Origin of the sequence: Fusibacter tunisiensis, assembly GCF_016908355.1 — a bacterium.
Lineage (GTDB): Bacteria > Bacillota > Clostridia > Peptostreptococcales > Acidaminobacteraceae > Fusibacter_D > Fusibacter_D tunisiensis.
Genome location: NZ_JAFBDT010000020.1, coordinates 1 through 22,500 on the forward strand (window position 1 = coordinate 1; position 22,500 = coordinate 22,500).

The following is a 22,500-nucleotide window of genomic DNA, read 5'->3' on the forward strand; positions in this document are numbered from 1 at the left end:
TTCTTTCACCCATTGGGTGAAAGAATGGTTTTGGCTTAACGATTATAAATACTTGCTTAAAGGGTTATATGAGTAGATTGCACGTAGAATCTAGGAATCACTTAATTGGTGTTTTAGATATCGACAGTCCTGAATTGGAACGGTTTACGGCTGTTGACCAAAAGGCACTTGAGGAAATTGCACAAATCATGTTACAGTATATCCATTTCCCAATCAATAAATAAAAAAATTGATTCAATAATAAAAGCGTGTTTATAATACTTTTGCGGGTTAACCCCAGACATACAGTATTAAAAACACGCTTTATTAATATTGACGCTCTAACAAGCCTTTTGCCAATTGATCGACAGCCGACTTATAGTTGGACTCCGGATGTATTTATAGAACATGTATAGATTATACATATTGTTATTGGAGCTAATGAACATGAAAAATAAATCGTCTATTAATCTAAATGAACCAAGCTTTTATATCTTATTGGCACTATCTAAAGAGCCAATGAGTGGGTATGAGCTAACAAGAAATATACTAAATATCACCAAGGGCAGACTTGAAGTAAGGACTGGAATCATGTACCCAACGCTAAAAAAGTTAGTAGACCTTAAACTCATTGAACAGATTGACGAAAGAAGTCAAGAGAGAAACAAGAAGACTTATCAATTAACTGAGGAAGGGAAGAAAATCCTTCAACATGAAGTTGATATGCTCAAGGAAAAATTAGAAGAAGTAAAATTGATTATGAACGAAACCTAAGGAGGTCGTGGAATATGAAAAAAATGAATTCAAAACAAATAACTACGGTTACTGTAACATCTTTAATTATAGTGGCAATAATATTCGGTGCTTTGATTTTTTCAAAGCTAAACACAGTAGAAGTTACAAATGACAATTTAGCATCAGATAATCAGAATAACATTCCTGTTGTAGAAGAAATTGAGGTATCTGAAGAAGTTATGCCCCATGTGGAAGTACCTAAAATTCAGGATACAGAAACAGTGGATATTAAAGATAATGAAGAAGTCGTTTCTATTGATGAACCACTGCCTGAGCCACCAGAAAAACCAGAACTAGAAGCACCAGAAGACAAACCGGAAACAACAGATGATTTAGAAGACATGGATAAGGTACCAGAGTACAATGAAGAAGATTTGGTTGTTGAAACGGAAGAGGTTGTCGTGGTGAATGAACCTCAAGAATCAACAGAAACAGAACCGATAGTCGGAGATGAGGTTGAAAGTAATTTAGTACCACCATCTGAGAACCCATTTGCAAATCCTGCTAATGCTGCAAAACCAATAGAGTCAAATGGCGAAGACTATTATGAAGATGGAAGAAAAGCAGGTGAAGGCGACAAATTTTAATCAACTTAAAACATTTTAGACAGTCTCTTAGAAAGAAGGGGCTGTCTTTTTTATGGAGGAATGAAAATGATGAAGAAATTTAATAGTGTACTAGGACTATTTCTTGTTATGGCATTATTGATTGGGTCTTTATCCGTATATGCTGATGACAATGCTGATACAGGTTCAGGTGATACAAGTAATGCTTTGGATGGTAAAGGTTTTTACCGTGGTAGTGAATATATGTATAAGGTGTCTGTGTATGTTGGACTATCAGATCAAGCTGATAAGAACACAAACTTGAGGTCAGAGTGGAAGATGGTTGGAACAAGTCCTATATATGTTAAACCGTCGAACTTCTCAATGCCATCAAACGTTTTTTTTGGTATTGAAAACAAAGTGAAATATCAAAATGGAAGTGCATTAACACCTAATAATAGTCCAATCGTAGTTACTGATAATCCACCACCAATACCAATTACGAATGGGGGGAATATAGGCTCTGTAAAATCCTATTTTGGAGATGTAAATACACTTGATATGTTTATTAACTATTTTGCATCACAAAAAGGAACTTCAAGAGAAGGGTTAGTTGAAAACATTATATTTACCATAGAAGGTGAAACAAAACGTTATCCAGCAGAAGAAATATTACCTATAAAAATTGATGGTCAATACCAGAATAAAGTACCATGGCTGATCTTGTATGAACCTGTAATTATTTCATACCTAAAAGACCGTACAACTACATTAGCCTTTACTGCCACAGAATATGCCTTAGCTCAAAAGCTAGGGTATTTTAATTTTAGAAGTGGAGCTGATGGACAGTATATATCAGGTATGACCCATTCTGATTTGCCCAATTCAATTTTCTTAGAAGAAAGTTGGTTTGGCTATCCGGTAACGTCAGCACTTCCTGATAATGTGTATTGGGATTTGGATCGTATTATAGCAGGCGGTGGCTGGGGCATGCGTCTATTAAAGGCAAATGCAGCAAATGTCGTTGAAAATGATACAGAGTATGACTATGAGTATCGTGTTGATACAGATGTTATTACATCGGTTCGTATTTATGCAAGTGATGATATCACCCCTGATAATAGGCATTTCAGCGAGGCAGCTTATAAGAAGCCAGTTAAAAACACAGCCACTATAACCATCAGTGCTAATGGCTATTCAAAGAGCACTGAAGTCGTTATTCCTAGTGGCGGTTCAGAATTGGTTTGGCTTAAATGGCATACTCCAAGTACACCTGGTGAAGAAACAATTCAGGTGAATGTCAGTGGTAACAGTGCAGCAAAAATTGATGGAACAAGCCGAAGTGCTACCTTAATAGGTAAAGTTGTAGATTTGAACTTAAGTGAGCCACCAAATCCAACAGCCAATGACCGAAATGATCATTTTACCTTGCCGAGTATTCCGGTCAAAGCAGAGAAGACTACTGCGAACTGGGGTGTGTATGATTGCAACTGGATTCCTAAATGGGTGTGGCATCCAAAATGGGAATGGGAGTCTGATTGGCAAAAAGAGTATTATACCTATCATCATTCTGGTGGATGCAGGGATACGGATGGCGATGGAGATGACGACTATTGTCCGGGACATAGGAGATATCGTTGGGTAGATGAAGGTGAATGGGTGGATAACGGTCATTGGGTAGATGAAGGACACTGGGAATATGATTATACAAACTTTAATGCTAGTCTTTCAGGCATTATGACATTAAAGCCGGATGAAAAATCTCCAACTGCAGACGGAGAAAATATGAAATCTGGCTATGGTGTTAACATCAATGTCTCGACCTATCCTACAACAAATGCACCAAGTTCGCATGTAACCAATGCTCAAAATGTCATCACTTATTTTCCTGAATTTCAATATGACACTTACTGGAGATTGTTGGATGCAAGGGGATATGGTGAATTTGCTTTCAAGGAGAATAAGTATTCAACATTTAATAGCAGAGTTCATTTTACGCCACTGTGGTTCCCAGATGGAAGGTATAGAGTCTATTCTGAAATCATAGATATGTGGACGCCAGATGGCATGCTTAGAATTAATTTAGATGATGATGTGACCATTGATGGAGATTTATATATGGATTGGCACATTGGTCCCAAAAGGAGTGAATAATAGACATGGCAATAAATCCAGCAACACTAAAGGCAGTAGCAAAGGTTGCTACAACAGTTTTGTCAGATGAAAAGGGCAGGCGAATCATTTTGATTGCCTGCCTTGTTCCTTTTATTATCATTCTACTCGTTTTGTCCTCACCATTTGCAATCTTCTTTTCAATGCTTGGTGGTCAGGATGAAACGGTATCGGTTATCAGCGTCTTGAATGAAATGAAAGAAGATTTTAGATATAGCATTCAGCAGGAGCAATCAGATTCTTCCGCTGATACCATCAAAACAATAGTAATGGGAAGTGAAGATGGAACAATCATAGATAATTCAGAAGACGTGTTGATTGCTTTTGCTGTGAAATATAATGGGACAAAGGATGATGCTGAGCAGATTGCCGTGTTATCTGATAAGCAGGTTGAAAAGTTTAAAAAAGTCTATTGGGATATGAATTTGATTAACACTACTTATGAAACTACGTCAAAAGAAGTTGAAGTCACTACAACAAATGGCAAGGGTGAGCAAGTTACCAAGACTATAACCGTTACAACAACCACTAAAATTATTACCATAGATTGTTTGACAGCTGAAGATATCGGTGAAATATATGGATTTGATGATGTTCAGAACCGGATGATTGTTGAAATGCGGAAAAGTGGATATGGTGTACTGATGGTTTCGGGCAATGTCAAAACATTTTTAACTAGGGAAGAAATTAATGCCATACACAGTTATATCCCTGAAGGTGTAACCATTGAAAGTGAAAAAGTCGTTGAAGCTGCAGAGAGTCTAGTTGGGAAAGTAAATTATTTCTGGGGTGGAAAAAGTCTTGCCATTGGTTGGGATGAACGTTTTGGTATAGATATGGAAGTCACTTCACCGGGAAGTTCATCTACAGGCACAATACGTCCCTTTGGTTTGGATTGTTCAGGCTTTGTGACTTGGGCATTCGTGAATGCAGGATTGCCTGCTGAGTCCATTGAGTCAACCATAGGCCATGGCACAACAGCTCAGTGGAATGTATCGACCAGTATTCCTGCTAGTACAGTAATGTTAGGTGATCTAGCTTTTCTTGCAACACCAGGAACAAGAAAGGTCAATCATATTGGTATCGTTGCAGGTAGAAATGATGACGGACAGATATTGGTTGTCCATTGTTCATCAGGTGCTAATAACGTTTCAATAGCAACAGCAGAAAGTGTTGGTTTTCAATATTATAGACGACCGGCAGTTCTAATCCATTAAAATCAGGGAGGTAAAACATGAACCCAGTATTACCAATTATTATGATTGTATTATGTGCTATTGCAGGAGCAGTAGCCTTTTTCTTTATGAAAAGACCCATTCAATCAAAGACAAATCAAATATCAGAAAAACAAAAAACAGCACAAGAATTTGTCAATGTAAAAGATATTCATGACAATTTTTTATATACGAGAGATGGACAAATTATCGCCTATATCAAGATTCATCCCATTAGTATAGATTTGTTTTCAGACAGTGAAAAAGAACAGATATCAAAGGTTTTAACAGCTGAATTATCCAGTGTTCAGAAACCCTTTAAGTTTTTAGCGGTCTCAAGACCTGTAGATATCACACCGCTGGTGAACGAGTATCAAAGTCTCTTATCAGAAACGACAGATCAAAAGCAAAAGGAACTTCTTAGAAATGAAATCATGGAGATCAGCAATTTTGCTACCAGTGGGGAGGTTATCGAAAGAAACTTTTTTATTATGATGTGGAGTCCATATCGTCAAGGTGTAGAACCTGAATTGATTAAAGAGTGTAAGGAGATGATTCAAAAGTTTGAAAGCGTGAATATCAGCTCTGACATCATCAAAGAACAGGAAATCGTGAGGTTGTGTAACCTCATTAATAATCCAGCATATATTTATTATGAGTAGGATGATTTGATGAATACACTTCATGAATACAATTATAAAAATATGGTTACAATAAACACTATATAAAATTAAAAACCGATACATAATGTATCTGATTTTGAAAATAAGTTTACAAATAAAGAGTTTTGTGATATGATTTATTGTAACCGGAGGTGTATGTAATGAAAGATTCTATGATTCGTATAAAAGAAGCTGAACTCTATAATATAAAAAATGTTGAATATGGAAAAATTGATTTCCCAAATGATAATACATCATCTAATAAATTAATGCATTCTGAGATTGTTGGTATATATGGTCAAAATGGTTCAGGTAAAACAGCATTTGTTGATGCTATGTGGATTATTAAACACCTTATCAGTGGAAAAGAGCTACCTAAAAACGCAGGTGACTATATCTTTGAAGCAGAAGAAACAGCTACGATCAAACTTGGTTTTGATTTGCACCAAGGTGACCATGAGTATCAGATTTTCTACGAAGTAGAGATTGAAAGAACAGATGAAAACAAAGCTAAAGTCATTCGAGAAAACTTAACGTACAAAGAGCTTATTGATGGTGCTTGGAAAAGTAAAGCGGGAATTATTGATTATCACGTAAAAAACAAAGAATATGTCTTTAAACCGGTAAAAAATTATCGTTTGCTAACTTCAAATAATGCTGATGTTCAAATTGACTTGGGTGTTGCAAAAAAAATGTCAGATAAAAACAGTACATCTTTTGTTTTCAGTAGTGAGTTAGAAGATATCATTAAGAAAAGTGATGCGTTTAAAAACTACACAGATATTATTATATCTTTAAAGCATTATGCCAATGTAAATCTGTTTATCATAAAGAATCACCATTCAGGGATGATTAACATGAATGTGTTGATTCCCTTTAGTTTCAGGTTGTTGGATGAGAAAAAGGTGACACAGGGAGATTTGGCAATTGGTCTGTTAAAGCCATCGGTTGTACCGGAAGAAGTATATAATGTTGTGGTTAAGATTATTGACCAGATGAATATTGTACTTGAGACCATTGTTCCAGGTCTTAATATCGGACTCAAAAACCATGGCAAACAGCTGAGAGAAGATGGTAATGAAGGAATTAGGATTGAACTGATTTCCATAAGAGATGACATAAAAGTTCCTTTAAAGTATGAATCTGATGGTATCAAGAAAATCATCTCCATACTGAGTACTTTGATAACAATGTTTAATAGCCCCACAGTTTGTATGGTGGTTGATGAACTAGATGCTGGAATATTTGAGTATTTACTCGGTGAAATTCTTCAGATTATTAGTGAAAACGGAAGAGGACAGTTGATTTTTACTTCTCATAATTTAAGACCCCTTGAAATGCTGGATACAAGTTCAATCATTTTTACAACAACGAATCCTAAAAATCGATATATGCGCTTTGCAAATGTTAAGAGCAATAATAACCTTCGAAACCTGTATTATCGAAGCATAAATCTTGGTGGACAAAAAGAGGAAATCTACAAAGAGACCAATAGCTTTGATATCAGTCGCGCCTTCAGGATTGCTGGGAGGGTGATTGATGAAAACTAAAAAGGTCATTCTATTTATTGTAGAAGGTGTCACTGATAAAATATCTTTAGGTGGCATTATTGATAAATTGGTTTCGTCGAACCTGGTAAGATTCTACATAACCGGAGGAGATATAACCAGTGATCGATTTTCAAATAGCTCTAATGCCATTGCCAAAGTCAATGATCATGTTAAAACTTTTCTAGCAAGAGAACTAGGAATAAAAAAGAGCGATATAATTCGGATTGTTCATCTAATCGATATGGATGGGGCTTATATTGGCAGTGATCAAATTCAAGTGGAAGATATCGATGGATTCGCTTATTCTGAGACTGCAATTACTGGAAGTTCAGTCGAACGAGTAACTGAAAGGAACAACAGAAAGCAGCAAGTGATCAATCGATTGTCATTATGTCCTAAGTTATCAGGGATACCATATAGTATGTATTATTTTTCTTGTAATCTGGAACACGTTTTGCATAATGAGATAAATCTGGCGGACGAATTGAAGATGGAGTATGCTGAGCGGTTTTCTGATTCCTATTATAAGACGGAAGCGACATTTATTGACTTCATTCGAGATGAACAGTTTGCAGTTAAAGGCGATTATAAAGAGACTTGGGAATTTATAAAACTAAATGGGAATTCCCTCAAGCGGTATAGCAATTTTCATTTGTTCTTTGAATAAATAAAAAAAGATAAATTAACTAAATGAATAAAATCAAGAGAAAACACAGCACATTGATGTTGTGTTTTTTCGTGCAAAGAAATGGAGGAAAAGTGAATGAAAAAGTCACAAAATAATGATGCAAAAGTTATTAATAGCCTTCTAAATATCATCACTCCAATAGGCTTGGAACTTAAAAGAAATAGCCTGATTATAGGTGAAAACACAGGTCGAATCTACGGTATCGTCAAATACCCACAGAAAGTCGACTACGGTTGGCTTGCCAAGATAACCAATATACCTGGAACGGTTGTCGGTATCACATTTATCCCAATTGATAATGGTGAATTTATTTCAGGATTATCAAAGAGTGTGATTCAAAACAGAGGGGTAGCTGAATCTGCAAAAGATCCATTGATTAGACAAAGAGCTGAACAAGCAGCTCTTGATGGTGAAAGGATTATGTTGCAAATTGACAGAGAAGGTGAAACCGTTGGTACCATGATTATATCTGTCATGGCTATAGCAAGGGAAGAAAATAACTTCCAAAAAATTTGCAGAAAAACAGAAAGCATTATAGCAACAAGCAAAGCAAAACTAAGAATCATGGCAAACCTACAAGAAGATGCATTTAAAAGCATTGCACCATATTATACCCTCGATGAATCCATTGGAGAAGTTCTAAAAAGAGTTATTCCAATGAGTAGTTTTGTCGGGGGTTTTCCTTTTTCGTCTTCTGGTTACAATGACGGTACGGGCTACTATTTTGGACGAGATAACACAGGTGGTCTTGTAGTACTTGATCCATGGAAAAGGGGCAATGACAGAACCAATACAAACTTTACCATCATGGGCGTGGCTGGCGTGGGCAAGAGCACCGTCGTTAAACACATTGCCCTTTCTGAGTATATGAAAGGCACAAAAATCATTTTTATTGATCCAGAAAGAGAAATGAGAGAGTTATGCATGGCTCTTGATGGTGATTGGATTAATGCGGGTGGTGGTAGCAACGGTAAAATTAATCCACTTCAAATCAGACCAACACCAGTAGATGAAGATGATCAATACTATAAGGACGAAGGCAATGGTATGGGTGACATGGCCATATATATGAAGAACCTTGAAATCTTTTTTAGTCTTTATTTACCGTCCATATCCGATAAGCAAAAAGCGATTCTTAAAAACACACTGATCGAGCTGTATAACAACTTTGGTATCTATTGGGATACAGATATCAATAAGTTGTCTAATGATGATTTCCCGGTGTTTCTTGATTTATATGAGTTGTTAAAAGAAAAGATTAAGGATAAATCCGTATCACCTAATGAACAAAATGAATATGAAGAATTGGCGTTACTGCTTCAAGATATAGCTCTTGGTAGTGACGCTTTTTTATGGAATGGAAAAAGTTCAATTGAGACCAATACCAGATGTATTTGCTTAGATACTCATGACCTTCAAAATACCAGTGACAATATTAAAAGGACTCAGTACTTTAATATCCTAACATGGTGCTGGCAACAGATGAGTTTGGATAGAACGGAACCAGTTTTGTTGATCTGTGATGAAAGTTATCTGATGATTGATCCCAATGTGCCGCAGTCATTGGTCTTCTTAAGAAATGTAGAAAAAAGAGCAAGAAAGTATGAAGCTGGAATCGCCATCATATCTCACTCAGTTGTAGATTTTCTTGATCCTAAAGTCAAAATGTATGGACAGGCCTTATTAGATATTCCAGCTTATAAAATATTAATGGGTTGCGACGGCATGAACTTAATTGAAACAAAACAGCTTTTTAATCTTACTGATGCTGAAGAACAGCTTTTAGCTCAGAAAAAAAGAGGAAATGCATTGGTCATGATTGGGTCAAAAAGACTCCACGTTAATTTTCAGATTCCCGATTATAAATTCAAGTTCATGGGAAATTCCGGAGGAAGGTAGGCGACTATTTTGAAGAAGAAACTTGTTATAGAACTCATGGTTTACGTTGTCATAGTTGTTATTGGCATTATTATGCTATTCATGTATGAACCTAAGGATGTAGATATTGTATTACCAAAAGACTTTCAGATAGAGCAGGAGGGAAGTGTAAATGATGCTTTTGTACCTAACCAGTAATGAACATATCAACTTGCTAGATTTTCTTAATGATGAGCATGGCATCATCATTAAGAAATTATCCGGTACTTTTTCACTTAGACAGTTTGTCCTTGGAGATCTTAGGAGTCTTAATCATTTTCAGTATATGGTTATAGATTTGAATGCTATTAAGGATTCAAATAGAGATATTATGGAAGCCGTAAATGCCTATAAGAAGATGTTTACTTCAAGGCTGATATTTTATATTGAGGACATGAAAGCCCATCATGATTTAGTCTATATGCTTATTGAAAATGGAATATTCAATATTGTCACAGCTACAGATATTGAAGCCATAAAAGCAGAACTCCTTAAAACCATAAGTGATTTAGGGATAAGTAAAAGAGAGGTTATGTTAAAACTTAATCCTAATGATGCCTTATTTAATACAACAATAAATGCATATGAATTCTCAAAAAAAGAAATAAAGATAGCTGTCACGGGGGTGCAACACAGAGTTGGTACAACCACCATGTCAATTAATCTTGCTAATTACTTATCAAGTATTGGTGCAAAGGTTTGCTATGTAGAAGCCAATGAACATGATCATTTAAGTAAATTGCCGGCATTTTATCAAGGGATGACATCTAAGGATGATATCATCTTATACAATGGTGTGAAATACTTGTCGCTTCACTCAGAATGTCATGATGAATTTGATTTCATTATCTATGACATGGGTGTCATTAACAGTAAGATTATTGGTGCCATTAGAAATAACTGTGATGCAGCTGTTCTTTGTGCAACAGGTAAACCTTATGAAATAAATGACATTGAAAAACACAAAAGTCTTTTAGATAAGACGTCACTTAATACCATATTTTCTTTTGTTGCAGAGTCAGATCAGCATAAATATCTAAAACTTCATAAGAACATTCATTTTTCAAATTACACACCAAATTATTTTGATGGAGAAGTAAACGAAGAATTATGGGTGCAAATACTGGAACTATTTACATTGAAGAAGAATGGAGGGCGGAGCCATGACTGACAAAGGCAAAATGATTGAAGCTGTTTACAAAGCACATTTAAGCAAACGTGCTACCCTTGTCATCTTTTATCTGATTAATAGGGCAAATAAAGATCTAACATGTTTTCCAGGTATCAAGACAATAGCATCTGATTGTAACATGTCAGATAGGACTGTTAGAAGAGCGCTTGATGATCTTGTAAAGTCAGGATTTGTGAAAAAGGATGCTCGTTATAGAGAGAATGGGGGACAGTCTAGCAATCTTTATACATTGATGTTGGAAATTGAAGTGGAAGTTAAAGAAAAAGAAGATGAGATGAATATACCCTTGAATGACCCTCAAAAAATATCTAGAGCCAGCCAACCGGTTGAAAACATAGATTTCTTGGATATTATTTCAGAACCTACATTCGGAAAGCAAAAATCTGATGAAATAGAAGATGAGGAAATTGAACTAAAGCAGCTACAAAAAAGACAAGTTAGATTCAATGGGATAATAAGTAAACCACCTTCAGCATCATGCAATATTGAATTGTATACGGATAGAATAGATTCAAATTTCTTGTGTCAGGGGGAGGCTGACAGTATGATACCTCCATAGAATGATATAAGTTAATTATCTTTGGTTATTGAAATAAGAATATTTATTCTAAACTGTACGTACAAAGGGACAGTTTGTTTGTTATAATATATAAGATGGGTGTTCTATACTTATGTATATGTAAAATAATTACTTAATTTTCCTTGTGCTTGGCAAAAAGTAAGAATAAAATAAGAATAGAGTATATATTCTGAAGGAGCCAAGGTATGGAAATAAAAACATTTTACAAAACTCAAAGGGAACTAGCTGTTGTTCTAAATAAGTTGATTGATGCATATTGGAATAACGAAATCCCAGAGGAATTTCTATTTGAAAAAGTTAAACTATTAAATACAAACAATCCTGGGAAAATCACAAAATATGATGAATATACAGCAATAATAAAGCAGCAATGTGGAAAAAGAAGGCTTGAAGTTATTGATCTAGTTCTTAATATAGCTAACTTGGAGGAATAATATGCAGAATTTTAAAATGTTAGATAACAAGAAAAATGGAAAAGTAGGAGATGAACTAAAAGAGCATATTAAAAATGGTTCAAAACTATCCGTTATTTCTGCATATTTTACAATATATGCTTTTAATGAGTTACACAGAGAATTAAAAAAAATAGACAACATGAGATTCATCTTTACTGAACCAAGTTTTGTAAAAAAACAAGACGAATTAACACGACAATATTTTATTGAAAGAGACCCTGAAAGAAAACTATCAGGTAATGAATTCGAAATTAAAATGAGAAATGAACTAAATCAGGCTCATATTGCAAAAGAATGTGCAAATTGGTTAAGAGAGAAAGTAGAAATTAAATCATTAAAAAAATCGAATCCAGCTCAGCAAAGATTAATCTATGTTGAGAATAAGGATATCAATATGTCTATAAATGGAACCGTTGATTTTACAGCTGATGGACTAGGATTTGCCCATTCGAGCAGAAATGACATGAATGCTTGTATAGTTGGAAACGAAGCTACATATCAATTTCTAGAGCAGTTCAATGAAATCTGGAATGATAATACTCAAGTTGAAAATGTTAAAGAAAAAGTTCTGGAACAAATGCAGACTATTTACAAAGAAAATACTCCAGAATTTATTTATTTTGTGACATTGTATAATATTTTCAATAACTATCTTGATGAATTGTCTGAAGAAAAAATTGTTAAGACAAAAACTGGGTTCAAGGATACAGTTATTTGGAACAAGCTATATAAGTTTCAGAAAGATGGAGTGCTGGGAGCAATTGATAAACTTGAAAAATATAATGGATGTATCATTGCGGATTCGGTAGGTCTTGGAAAAACTTTTTCTGCTCTTGCGGTCATTAAGTATTATGAACTCAGAAATGACAGAGTATTAGTATTAGCGCCTAAAAAATTGAGAGAAAACTGGTCTATTTATACACTTAATGATAAACGCAATATCTTAGTTAACGACAGATTTAATTATGATGTATTAAACCACACAGATCTCAGCAGGTATAATGGTTATTCAGGCGAAATCAATTTGGATACGATTAATTGGTCGAATTACGATTTGATTGTAATTGATGAATCACATAATTTTAGGAATAATAATCCTAGGAATGATAAAGTCACAAGGTATTCTAGGCTTCTTAATGATGTAATAAAAGCAGGTGTAAAAACTAAAATATTGATGCTTTCAGCAACACCTGTTAACAACAGAATGAATGATCTAAAAAATCAGGTATCTTTCATTACCGAAGGCGATGACAAAGCATTTGAATCAGAAGGTATTATCAGTGTTGAACAGACCTTAAGAAAAGCTCAGATGGTTTTCAATAAATGGTCAGAACTTCAAGATGACGATAGGACTGTGGATGCTTTTGTTGAAATGATGAATATGGATTATTTTAAATTATTAGATACAGTAACTATAGCTAGGTCAAGAAAACATATTGAAAAATATTACAATATTGCTGAGATTGGAAAATTTCCTACGAGGAAAGTACCACAAAACATTTATTCAGATATAGATATAAAAAACAATTTTCCAGAGATTGAACATGTAAATAAAGTAATCAAGAATTTAAGCTTATCAGCGTATTCTCCACTAAAATATGTATTGCCTGAAAAAAGAGCAGAGTATAACGAAAAATATGATATTAAAGTTAAAGGTGGTCAGTCTGTATTTAGACAAACTGATAGAGAGCAAGCCTTAGTTAATTTGATGAGAATCAACATACTTAAAAGAATGGAGAGTTCGATCAATTCATTTGGTATGACATTGTCTAAATTATTACGACAAATCGATCAGATTCTTGAAAAGATTGAAAGAAAGCAGTTTGAGTATGAAGAAGAACTTTCTATTACTGATATTGATGAAGAAGATACACTATACGAAGATCTTTTAATTGGAAATAAAGTTAAGGTTTTGCTTCAAGATCTTGATCTAATTAAGTGGAAACAAGAACTAGAAGATGATAGAGAGAAGCTTGAGTATCTGATGATTGAAGCTGCAAAAATCACACAATCTAGCGATGCAAAGCTTATTAAGCTTAAGCATTTAATTGGAGATAAGTTAGATACACCAATCAATTTTGGAAATAAAAAAGTCATTATCTTCACAGCTTTTGCTGACACTGCCGAGTATCTTTATGAACACTTATCTAATTGGATGAGTAAGGAGTATGGATTACACTCAGCTTTAGTGACTGGTTCAGGAAATAATAAAACTACGATGAAATCTTTAAAACGTAAGGATCTAAACGCAATATTGACGAATTTTTCTCCAATATCAAAAGAGAGAGAAAAGATTTATCCTGAAATTAAAGAAGACATTGACTTGCTTATTGCTACAGACTGTATTTCTGAAGGACAAAACCTTCAGGACTGCGATTTTTTAATTAATTATGATATACACTGGAATCCAGTAAGAATTATTCAACGTTTTGGTAGAATTGATCGTCTTGGTTCAAAAAATGATGCCATTCAACTTGTAAACTTCTGGCCCAATATGGACTTAGATGAATACATTAATCTAGAGGCAAGAGTAACAGGCAGAATGGTGCTGTTAGACATATCTGCAACGGGTGAAGAAAATGTAATAGAGTTTGACGAGAAAAAGAAGATGAATGATCTTGAGTATCGAAAAAAACAATTAAAGCAATTACAAGAAGAAGTAATTGATCTTGAAGATATTTCTGGAGGTATTAGCATAACGGATCTGACCATGAATGACTTCAAGATGGACTTAATGGATTTCATGAAAAATAATAAAGTAAAACTTGAAAAAGCACCACTAGGCATGTATGCAATTTCTACTATTGAGGATGATGTTTTAAAAGAACATATCAAACCTGGTGTAATCTTTACTTTAAAGCAGATCAATGAGTTTAGCAACCCGGGAGAACACAACCCATTAAATCCATATTATATGGTTTATGTATATGAGGATGGAACTGTCAAGTACAATTATCTGCATACAAAAAAGATTTTAGACTTCTATAAAAAGCTTTGTGCAGGAAAGAGTGAAGTTCTACATGAGGTTGTATCAATTTTTAATACAGAGACAAGAGAAGGTAAAGATATGAGTTCTTACTCCAATCTCCTTGAAGAAGCCATTTTTTCTATTATTGGTAAAACAGAAGAAAAAGGTGTTGCAAGTTTGTTCAGTAAGGGTGGGACAACTCTGCAGAAAAACTTATTTAGTGGATTAGAGGATTTTGAGTTAATCTCATTCCTTATAGTTAAATAGGAGTTGGCCATGAATGTAATTTACAAAAAAATGAACTTACCAGACTCATGTCTTGTCGGAAATACGATTTTCAAGAAACTATTCTATGAAAATGCTTCAATGAACGCTAGTGATAAAGATATTTTTGTAGAAAACATTGCAAAAATTACTTGGCAGTACTCACTTAAAGAAGAAACTATTAACATATCGTCTTACAGTGATGAAGAAAGGGAATATGAAGAGATTGCTGTTATAGAGGTGGAATTGAATGACAATAAAAAGTATAAAAGAATTGCTGAAATCATTCAAAAGACAGTTCCGTATCCTTTGATACTAACTTTTATTTATGAAGGTCAATTTCTTCTGAATCTGGCGCATAAGCGTAGAAATAAAGGAGATGAAAGTAAAAACACTCTTGAAGAAATGATTTACTCTGATTGGAAGTCAATTGAAGAGTTTACAAGTGTTGAGTTTGATGCTAAGAAGTTTTCATACACAAATTTCTTCAAGTACTACACAGATGCATATAATCAAATTATTAAAATGAATGCATCGAAGTTTAATGAGAATGAAAAAATTACATTTAACATTGATGCAGAAGAAATCAAAGAAATATACAAAAATATCGAAGACACTGAAAATGAAATACTCTCACTTAGAGGTTTAATCAAAAAAGAAACTCAAATGAGCAAAATCATAGAGATGAACATTTCAATAAAGCAACTTGAGCAAAAGAAACAAAATCTAATTAATAGGTTGAATGAATAGGGAGGATTACCATGGAGAACTTAGAAATAAAAAAGCTAGATGGCTTGAGTATGGACGTGGTCGCTGAAAACAAAAAGAAACTAATGGAGTTATTTCCAGAAGTATTTACTGAAGAAGGAATTATATTAGACAAACTTAAAACTGTTTTTGGTGAATATGTTGAAGATAAAGATGACTACTATAACTTTACATGGAATGGGAAAGAAAGAGCTTTAAGGCTTTCACAAGCACAATCAACGGGTACTCTAAGACCATGCAAGGAAGAAAGTAAGAACTGGGATACAACGCAGAATTTATACATTGAAGGTGATAATCTCGAAGTTCTTATGTTACTCAGAAAATCTTATCATGGAAAAATAAAAATTATCTATATTGATCCTCCCTACAATACTGGGAAGGATTTCGTTTACAAAGATAGTTATAAGGATAATCTAAAGAATTATTTAGAACTTACTAAGCAGGTAGATGAAGAGGGTAATAAATGGAGTACCAATTCAGATCAGAATGGCAGATATCATACAGATTGGCTTAATATGATGTATGCTAGACTTAGAATTGCAAGAGAGTTACTCAATAAAAACGGATCCATATTTATTAGCATAGATGATAATGAAGTTTCAAATTTAAAAAAAATATGCGATGAAATCTTTGGAGAGGATAACTTTGTTGCCAATTTAGTTTGGGAAAAAAAATTCGCTCCTCAAAATGATGCTAAATGGTTTAGCGAGAATCATGATCATATTTTGTGTTATGCAAAATCAAAAGACTATCTTGATATCAAGTTATTACCTCGGACTGATGAAATGAATAATCGTTATAAGAACTATGATAATGATCCGAGAGGCTTATGGACATCTGATAATTTATTAAGAAAAGATGAGCAAAAATCAGGTTTGTACACAATTACTACACCAAATGGAAGCAAATATGACCCACCATCTGGCAGGAGCTGGAGAGTTTCTCAAGAGAAATATAATGAAATGGTTTTAGATAATAGAATTTGGTTTGGTAGTGAAGGTGGAAATGTACCAAGAATTAAGCGGTTTCTTTCAGAAGTACAAGATGGGGTGAAATCGCAAACAATATGGAAGTTTGGTGACGTTGGTCATAATCAAGAAGCAAGCCAAGAGTTAAGAAAACTATTTAGTGGAGAATCCTATTTTGATACACCAAAACCAGTTAGACTAATCGAGCGAATCTGTTACCTGTCAACCGAAGAAGGAGATTTAATTTTAGACTTTTTTTCAGGTTCAGCAACAGCAGCACATTCGGTTTTATCACTAAACAGCAAAGATTGTAAAAAAAGAAAATTTATTATGGTTCAAATTCCTGAAAAAGTAGAGAAAATTAGAACACTTAGTGATGGAGCTTTTTCAAATATTTGCGATATTGGAAAAGAAAGAATTAGAAGAGCTGGAGATAAACTTCTAGAGGAAAATAAGGACAAGGAAGGCATTGAAAATCTTGATATCGGCTTCAAAGTATTCAAACTTGATTCATCAAACATAAAAAAATGGGATGCTAATAATCAGAGTCTCGAAGACTACCTAAGCTACATGGTAGACAACTTCGTTGAAGGTAGAAATGAAGAAGATGTGCTTTATGAAATTATGCTTAAGTATGGTATTGATTTAACAGCACCGATTGAATCTAGATCTATTGCTGGTAAGAATGTATACTCAATTGGATTTGGAGCGTTATTCGTATGTCTTGATATGGAGATTACCATAGATGTGGTTGAAGGGATCGTTGCATATAAGGATGAGCTTGAACCCGCAAGAACAAGTATTATTTTCAGGGATAATGGATTTAAAGATTCAACTGTAAAGACTAATGCCTTGCAGATTTTAAGAACAAATGATATTGAAGAAGTTATGAGTATTTAGGAGGTGGCTAAAGTGATGAAGTTTCAATTCAATAAAGACTTGGACTATCAAATGGATGCCATAAGCTCTATAGTGGATATCTTTGAAGGACAAAAGTTGGCAAAGTCTAATTTTACAGTTACAAATACTTATAATGATAGTATAGGGTTTATTGAAGGAACCGGTAAAAGTGTGCGCGTTAAAAAGCAAGAAGAAACTGAAGGTCAATTTTCTATTGGGGTAGGCAATCATTTGATTCTTGATGACGAAGACATAACAAAAAATATCAGACATATTCAGCTCAAGAACGGAATTAAGCAGTCATTAAGGCTTAAGAGTAAGAGAGATTATAATTTCACTGTTGAAATGGAAACAGGTACTGGTAAGACATATGTTTACTTAAGGACAATATTTGAATTACACAAAAAATATGGTTTTTCAAAATATGTGATTGTTGTACCTTCAATAGCAGTAAAAGAAGGTGTTTATAAATCACTGCAAATTACTGAAGAACACTTAAAGGGTATTTATCAGAATGAATCCTATGAGTATTTTATCTATGACTCTAGTAAGCTGGAACAAGTAAGAAATTTTGCTACAAGTGACACTATTCAAATTATGGTTATAAACATTGATGCTTTTAGAAGAAGCTTTGATGATCCAGAGAAAGAGACAAGTGCTAATATTATTCATAGACGCAATGACAAACTAAGCGGAATGAAGCCTATTCAACTTATTGCCGAGACCAATCCGATTGTAATTATTGATGAGCCACAGAGTGTAGATACTACTAAGAATTCTAAGAAAGCGATAGAATCACTAAATCCGCTTTGTACATTTAGATACTCTGCAACACATGTTGAGAAACATCACATGGTATATAGGTTGGATTCAATAGACGCATATGAAAAGCAATTGGTAAAGCAGATTGAAGTAGCGTCAATAACTGCTCAAAATAGCGACAATGAAGCTTACCTAGAACTTATTAGTGTAGATAGTAAAAAAACACCTATAACAGCGAAAATTAAGATAGGTGTTCAAGATGGAACAAAGATAAAATATGTACCTAAGACAGTAAAAGTTTCAGATGACTTGTGGGCGTTATCTGGATATCGTGATGTCTATGAAGGTTACCAAGTTAAAGATATTTATACAAAAGAAGGATTTGAGTCGGTTTACTTTACGAGTAAGGAGCCTATAAAACTAGGTGAAATCAAAGGAAAGGGCCTTTCTGATGATGAAGTAAAAAGGGCTCAAATAAGAAAGACTATCGAAGAACATCTTGACAAGGAAGTCGTTCTTAATAAAAAAGGGATAAAAGTATTGAGTTTATTTTTTATTGATAAAGTTGCTAATTATAGGGATTATGACGACAATGGCAATCAGACTCCAGGGAAGTATGCAATTTGGTTTGAAGAGGAATATAAAAGGATAAGAAACCTACCTAAATACAATGATCTTCTGGGTGAAGTGGATATTGATCAGGATGCTCATAAAGCGCATGATGGATACTTTTCGATTGACAATAAAGGGAGATTTAAAGACAGCCGTACAGATAACTCAGGTGAACTAAAAGCAAACAAGGATGACGAATCAACGTTCAATAAGATTATGAGAAACAAAGAGAGTTTGCTTAGCTTTGAAGAACCTTTGAGATTCATATTTTCGCATAGTGCCTTAAAGGAAGGTTGGGACAATCCCAATGTATTCCAGATTTGTACCTTGAATGAAACCAATTCTGAAATCAAGAAGCGTCAAGAAATTGGAAGAGGACTTAGACTTGCAGTTAATCAAGATGGTGAACGAGTACATGGATTTGATATTAATACTTTAACCGTAATGGCAAATCAGTCATATGACGAGTTTGTTTCCAGCCTTCAGAAAGAAATTGAAAAGGAAGAAGGCATAAGATTTGGCTATGTAGAAGATCACTATTTTGCCAATATAAAAATTGGTGAAGGCGAGAATGTTACAAATCTTGGAGAGCCTAAATCAGCAGAACTATGGAAACACTTACATGACATGGATTATGTTGATTCAAAAGGGAAGGTGCAGGATAAGCTAAGAACTGCGATAAAAAATGAAGACGTTATTCTACCGGATGAATTTAAAGATGTTGCAGATACCATAATCGCAAAACTTCGTAAAGTGGCTGGAAACCTTAACATTAAAGATAATTCTAAGAAACAGAAAATTGCATTGAATAAGCAGGTGTTCTTAAGCCTTGAGTTCAAAGAGTTATGGGATAGAATTAAGTACAAGACAACGTATTCAGTTGAAATGGATGAAGAAAAGCTTATTGATGAATGTGTGTTTGAAATAAGAGACAATCTGCATGTCGGAAAAGCAAAGCTCATCTATGCAAAAGCTAAAGTGAATATTGATGAGGGCGGATTGACAACTGAAGAAGGTACCGGTGAAACGATTATTATTGAAGACCCGCATTATCAACTACCTGATGTAATAACCTATCTGCAAAATAAGACAAACATCACTCGTAAAGCGATAGTAGAAATACTGACAAAGTCTAAGAGTCTTTCTCAGTTTATTAAAAATCCACAAACGTATATGGATTCAGTCGCTGAGATTATTCAAAGAAAAATGAAGTATTTGATTATTGATGGAATCAAGTATCGAAAGCTTGGAGATAACGAGTATTACACACAAGAGCTTTTTGAGAATCAGGAACTAAATGGATATTTAGAAAAAAATATGATGAAAGCTAATCTTCATAGTAATAAATATCCATATGAGCATGTAGTATATGATTCAGATGTAGAAGAAACATTTGCGAAAAGATTAGAAAAAGACACACATGTTAAGGTGTACGCTAAGCTACCTGACTGGTTTAAAATTGATACACCTCTTGGTTCTTACAATCCCGACTGGGCAGTTCTCTTTGATAAAGATGGTGTTGAAAGAGTCTATTTTGTTGCTGAAACAAAAGGTAGTACAATTCCAGAAGATTTAAGGGATAAGGAAAGATCAAAAATCAAGTGTGGAATTAAACATTTTGAAGCAATTGGCACTGGCGCCAAATTGAGTGTGTGTAAGGAATATGACGATTTAATAGATGATATCTATAATGAATCAAAAGTAGAGTATGTGACAGATTACATTACACATGGCTATGCAGCAGAAGAATAGTTGGTTGTTATTGAAGGAGGTAAGATGCAACTAGATAGTATTCATATAAAAAATTTTAAAGCATTTAAGAATTTTAGAGTTAATTTGTCTGATATGAATATTCTTATTGGGAGTAATAATTCTGGAAAGACTACGGTTATTACTACTCTTAGATTACTTTCTGTTGCATTACTATACGGGAGTAAGAATAAACCGAGTGTTAAGGAGCATAAAAACAAGAATTATGTTTATGACATACCAAAATCGAAGTTACCAGTTTCGCTAGAGAGTATTCAAAATGATTACCATGATGAAGAAGATTCATACGTGGAATTTATATTTGAAAACAATGCAAAGTTAATTCTTCATTTTCCTGAAGCGGGTTCCTGCAGCTTTACTACTGATATAGAAGGTAATGAGATAAATGATCCAAAGAAATTTAGATATTATTTCCCAGTTAACATACTACAGATTCCAGTTTTAGGACCAATAGAAGACGATGAAAAAAAAGTTAAAGAACAAACTATTATAAATGGAATGGGAACTCAGAGAGCGTCAAGACATTTTAGAAATAATTGGTTACTTGATGACTCGCGTTTCAATGAGTTTGCAAATTTAGTAAAGACTACTTGGATAGGAATGGAGATCGAAAAACCGGAGTATAATTACATGGATAACAGAATTACTATGTATTGTAGAGAAGACTCTATAACAAGAGAAATTTATTGGGTTGGCTACGGATTTCAAATTTGGTGTCAAATTTTATCATATATCACAAGATGTGATGATTATTCTGTATTGGTACTTGATGAGCCAGATATTTATTTACATTCTGATTTGCAAAAAAAGTTAATTGAAATGATTAGAAATTTAGGTGCTCAAGTTATTCTAGCAACTCATTCTACTGCAATCCTAAATGAAGCGAAATCTAATGAAGTAGTATTAATTGATAAAAATAAAAACAGTAGTAAAAGAATGAAAGCACCTTCCGGTCAGGATGAAACAAGTTTAAGTAATGAAAAATTATTTGAGTTAGTTGTAGACAACGAAGAGGTTATAAAATCTGTAATTAAGTCGGAGTTGAGAAACGAAGATTTAATAACAATCGGCTACAGAAGAAACCAACTAAACGAATTTAATAAATTACTAAATAATGATTCTTATTTTGAGAAACAGAAAAAAATACTGAGCTCATCAGAAGCAGTATGGCAAAATTTCTTTGAGAAAAATCCATGGATATTTGGTTATGGACTTGGTTACATTTTTATGAGTAATTTAGATAATAAGAAACTTGAGCAAGTTGTAAAAGGATATGATTTTTCATCTAGCGGTAAAAGAGCAGATGCTGTAATGAAAACGAAAGGAGCGATATCAAATCTTTGTTTTGTAGAAATTAAGACACATAATACCGAGTTGCTAGAGAAATCCCAATATCGAAGCGGATGCTGGGGACAGTCAAAAGAAATTACGGGGGGAATTGCACAAGTTAGAATAACAGTAGATGATGCATTAAACAATATCTATGGACAACTAAAGATGGATGATGAAGATGGAAATCCAACGGGGGAAGAGTTGTATAATTATAAACCAAAGTCATTTTTAATAGTAGGACACTTGGATCAATTTAGAAGTGAAAATGGTGTCAATAAAGGGAAATTAAGATCGTTTGAAATTTTCAGGAACAATCAAAAGGATGTAGAAATCATAACATTTGACGAGCTATACGAAAGAGCTAAATTCATTGTTGATAACAGTTAATCAATGTATTCAAATCTTGA

The 22,500-nt window shown here is 33.9% G+C and carries 18 protein-coding genes; all 18 read left to right on the forward strand.

Annotation, left to right across the window (positions count from 1 at the left end; genetic code table 11):
* The first annotated feature begins 68 nt into the window (after positions 1–68).
* The 18 genes from JOC49_RS10175 (at position 69) to JOC49_RS10260 (ending at position 22,480) form a co-directional block, all read left to right on the forward strand.
* Positions 69–224 carry a hypothetical protein gene (locus tag JOC49_RS10175; RefSeq protein ID WP_204664923.1) on the forward strand — a complete coding sequence of 52 codons (156 nt, stop codon included), beginning with the start codon at positions 69–71 and terminating at the stop codon, positions 222–224.
* Between the two features lie 202 nt (positions 225–426).
* Entirely contained in the window at positions 427–753 is a 327-nt protein-coding gene (locus JOC49_RS10180; protein ID WP_204664924.1) for a PadR family transcriptional regulator, read from the forward strand.
* A gap of 14 nt (positions 754–767) precedes the next feature.
* On the forward strand, positions 768–1,361 hold the full coding sequence (locus JOC49_RS10185; protein ID WP_204664925.1) for a DUF6550 family protein: 594 nt from the start codon (positions 768–770) through the stop codon (positions 1,359–1,361).
* Positions 1,362–1,427: 66 nt separating this feature from the next.
* Positions 1,428–3,473 (forward strand): hypothetical protein, encoded by a 2,046-nt coding sequence (locus JOC49_RS10190; protein WP_204664926.1) that lies wholly within the window; start codon positions 1,428–1,430, stop codon positions 3,471–3,473.
* Positions 3,474–3,478: 5 nt separating this feature from the next.
* Positions 3,479–4,708 (forward strand): C40 family peptidase, encoded by a 1,230-nt coding sequence (locus JOC49_RS10195; protein WP_204664927.1) that lies wholly within the window; start codon positions 3,479–3,481, stop codon positions 4,706–4,708.
* Positions 4,709–4,725: 17 nt separating this feature from the next.
* Positions 4,726–5,367 carry a hypothetical protein gene (locus JOC49_RS10200; RefSeq protein WP_204664928.1) on the forward strand — a complete coding sequence of 214 codons (642 nt, stop codon included), beginning with the start codon at positions 4,726–4,728 and terminating at the stop codon, positions 5,365–5,367.
* Between the two features lie 161 nt (positions 5,368–5,528).
* The gene (locus JOC49_RS10205) at positions 5,529–6,917 is read left to right on the forward strand and encodes an AAA family ATPase (RefSeq protein WP_204664929.1); all 1,389 of its coding nucleotides are present in this window, start codon (positions 5,529–5,531) and stop codon (positions 6,915–6,917) included.
* Positions 6,907–7,584 carry a hypothetical protein gene (locus tag JOC49_RS10210; RefSeq protein WP_204664930.1) on the forward strand — a complete coding sequence of 226 codons (678 nt, stop codon included), beginning with the start codon at positions 6,907–6,909 and terminating at the stop codon, positions 7,582–7,584. The genes JOC49_RS10205 and JOC49_RS10210 overlap by 11 nt, the downstream gene beginning before the upstream one ends.
* A gap of 96 nt (positions 7,585–7,680) precedes the next feature.
* Complete coding sequence (locus JOC49_RS10215; protein WP_204664931.1) at positions 7,681–9,504, forward strand: VirB4 family type IV secretion system protein; 1,824 nt, start codon at positions 7,681–7,683, stop codon at positions 9,502–9,504.
* 9 nt (positions 9,505–9,513) lie between these two features.
* Positions 9,514–9,681, forward strand: coding sequence for a hypothetical protein (locus JOC49_RS10220; protein ID WP_204664932.1), 168 nt, complete (start codon positions 9,514–9,516; stop codon positions 9,679–9,681).
* Entirely contained in the window at positions 9,656–10,693 is a 1,038-nt protein-coding gene (locus JOC49_RS10225; protein ID WP_204664933.1) for a P-loop NTPase family protein, read from the forward strand. Before JOC49_RS10220 ends, JOC49_RS10225 begins: the two co-directional genes overlap by 26 nt.
* Entirely contained in the window at positions 10,686–11,273 is a 588-nt protein-coding gene (locus JOC49_RS10230; protein ID WP_243423690.1) for a helix-turn-helix domain-containing protein, read from the forward strand. The genes JOC49_RS10225 and JOC49_RS10230 overlap by 8 nt, the downstream gene beginning before the upstream one ends.
* Before the next feature lie 206 nt (positions 11,274–11,479).
* Positions 11,480–11,728, forward strand: a complete 249-nt coding sequence (locus JOC49_RS10235; protein WP_204664934.1) for a TIGR04540 family protein — start codon at positions 11,480–11,482, stop codon at positions 11,726–11,728.
* 1 nt (position 11,729) lies between these two features.
* Positions 11,730–14,984, forward strand: a complete 3,255-nt coding sequence (locus JOC49_RS10240) for a helicase-related protein (RefSeq protein WP_204664935.1) — start codon at positions 11,730–11,732, stop codon at positions 14,982–14,984.
* Positions 14,985–14,993: 9 nt separating this feature from the next.
* Entirely contained in the window at positions 14,994–15,731 is a 738-nt protein-coding gene (locus JOC49_RS10245; protein WP_204664936.1) for a DUF4391 domain-containing protein, read from the forward strand.
* An 11-nt stretch (positions 15,732–15,742) separates the two neighbouring features.
* A complete protein-coding gene (locus tag JOC49_RS10250) occupies positions 15,743–17,617 on the forward strand; it encodes a site-specific DNA-methyltransferase (protein WP_207754718.1) in 1,875 nt (624 codons plus the stop codon).
* A 15-nt stretch (positions 17,618–17,632) separates the two neighbouring features.
* Positions 17,633–20,743 carry a type III restriction-modification system endonuclease gene (locus tag JOC49_RS10255; RefSeq protein WP_204664956.1) on the forward strand — a complete coding sequence of 1,037 codons (3,111 nt, stop codon included), beginning with the start codon at positions 17,633–17,635 and terminating at the stop codon, positions 20,741–20,743.
* Between the two features lie 24 nt (positions 20,744–20,767).
* On the forward strand, positions 20,768–22,480 hold the full coding sequence (locus tag JOC49_RS10260; RefSeq protein WP_204664937.1) for a Shedu anti-phage system protein SduA domain-containing protein: 1,713 nt from the start codon (positions 20,768–20,770) through the stop codon (positions 22,478–22,480).
* The last annotated feature ends 20 nt before the right edge of the window (positions 22,481–22,500 follow it).

Coding starts and splice junctions, on each gene's coding strand:
- JOC49_RS10175 (WP_204664923.1), top strand. CDS start 69: ATGAGTAGATTGCACGTAGAATCTAGGAATCACTTAATTGGTGTTTTA.
- JOC49_RS10180 (WP_204664924.1), top strand. CDS start 427: ATGAAAAATAAATCGTCTATTAATCTAAATGAACCAAGCTTTTATATC.
- JOC49_RS10185 (WP_204664925.1), top strand. CDS start 768: ATGAAAAAAATGAATTCAAAACAAATAACTACGGTTACTGTAACATCT.
- JOC49_RS10190 (WP_204664926.1), top strand. CDS start 1,428: ATGATGAAGAAATTTAATAGTGTACTAGGACTATTTCTTGTTATGGCA.
- JOC49_RS10195 (WP_204664927.1), top strand. CDS start 3,479: ATGGCAATAAATCCAGCAACACTAAAGGCAGTAGCAAAGGTTGCTACA.
- JOC49_RS10200 (WP_204664928.1), top strand. CDS start 4,726: ATGAACCCAGTATTACCAATTATTATGATTGTATTATGTGCTATTGCA.
- JOC49_RS10205 (WP_204664929.1), top strand. CDS start 5,529: ATGAAAGATTCTATGATTCGTATAAAAGAAGCTGAACTCTATAATATA.
- JOC49_RS10210 (WP_204664930.1), top strand. CDS start 6,907: ATGAAAACTAAAAAGGTCATTCTATTTATTGTAGAAGGTGTCACTGAT.
- JOC49_RS10215 (WP_204664931.1), top strand. CDS start 7,681: ATGAAAAAGTCACAAAATAATGATGCAAAAGTTATTAATAGCCTTCTA.
- JOC49_RS10225 (WP_204664933.1), top strand. CDS start 9,656: ATGATGCTTTTGTACCTAACCAGTAATGAACATATCAACTTGCTAGAT.
- JOC49_RS10230 (WP_243423690.1), top strand. CDS start 10,686: ATGACTGACAAAGGCAAAATGATTGAAGCTGTTTACAAAGCACATTTA.
- JOC49_RS10235 (WP_204664934.1), top strand. CDS start 11,480: ATGGAAATAAAAACATTTTACAAAACTCAAAGGGAACTAGCTGTTGTT.
- JOC49_RS10240 (WP_204664935.1), top strand. CDS start 11,730: ATGCAGAATTTTAAAATGTTAGATAACAAGAAAAATGGAAAAGTAGGA.
- JOC49_RS10245 (WP_204664936.1), top strand. CDS start 14,994: ATGAATGTAATTTACAAAAAAATGAACTTACCAGACTCATGTCTTGTC.
- JOC49_RS10250 (WP_207754718.1), top strand. CDS start 15,743: ATGGAGAACTTAGAAATAAAAAAGCTAGATGGCTTGAGTATGGACGTG.
- JOC49_RS10255 (WP_204664956.1), top strand. CDS start 17,633: ATGAAGTTTCAATTCAATAAAGACTTGGACTATCAAATGGATGCCATA.
- JOC49_RS10260 (WP_204664937.1), top strand. CDS start 20,768: ATGCAACTAGATAGTATTCATATAAAAAATTTTAAAGCATTTAAGAAT.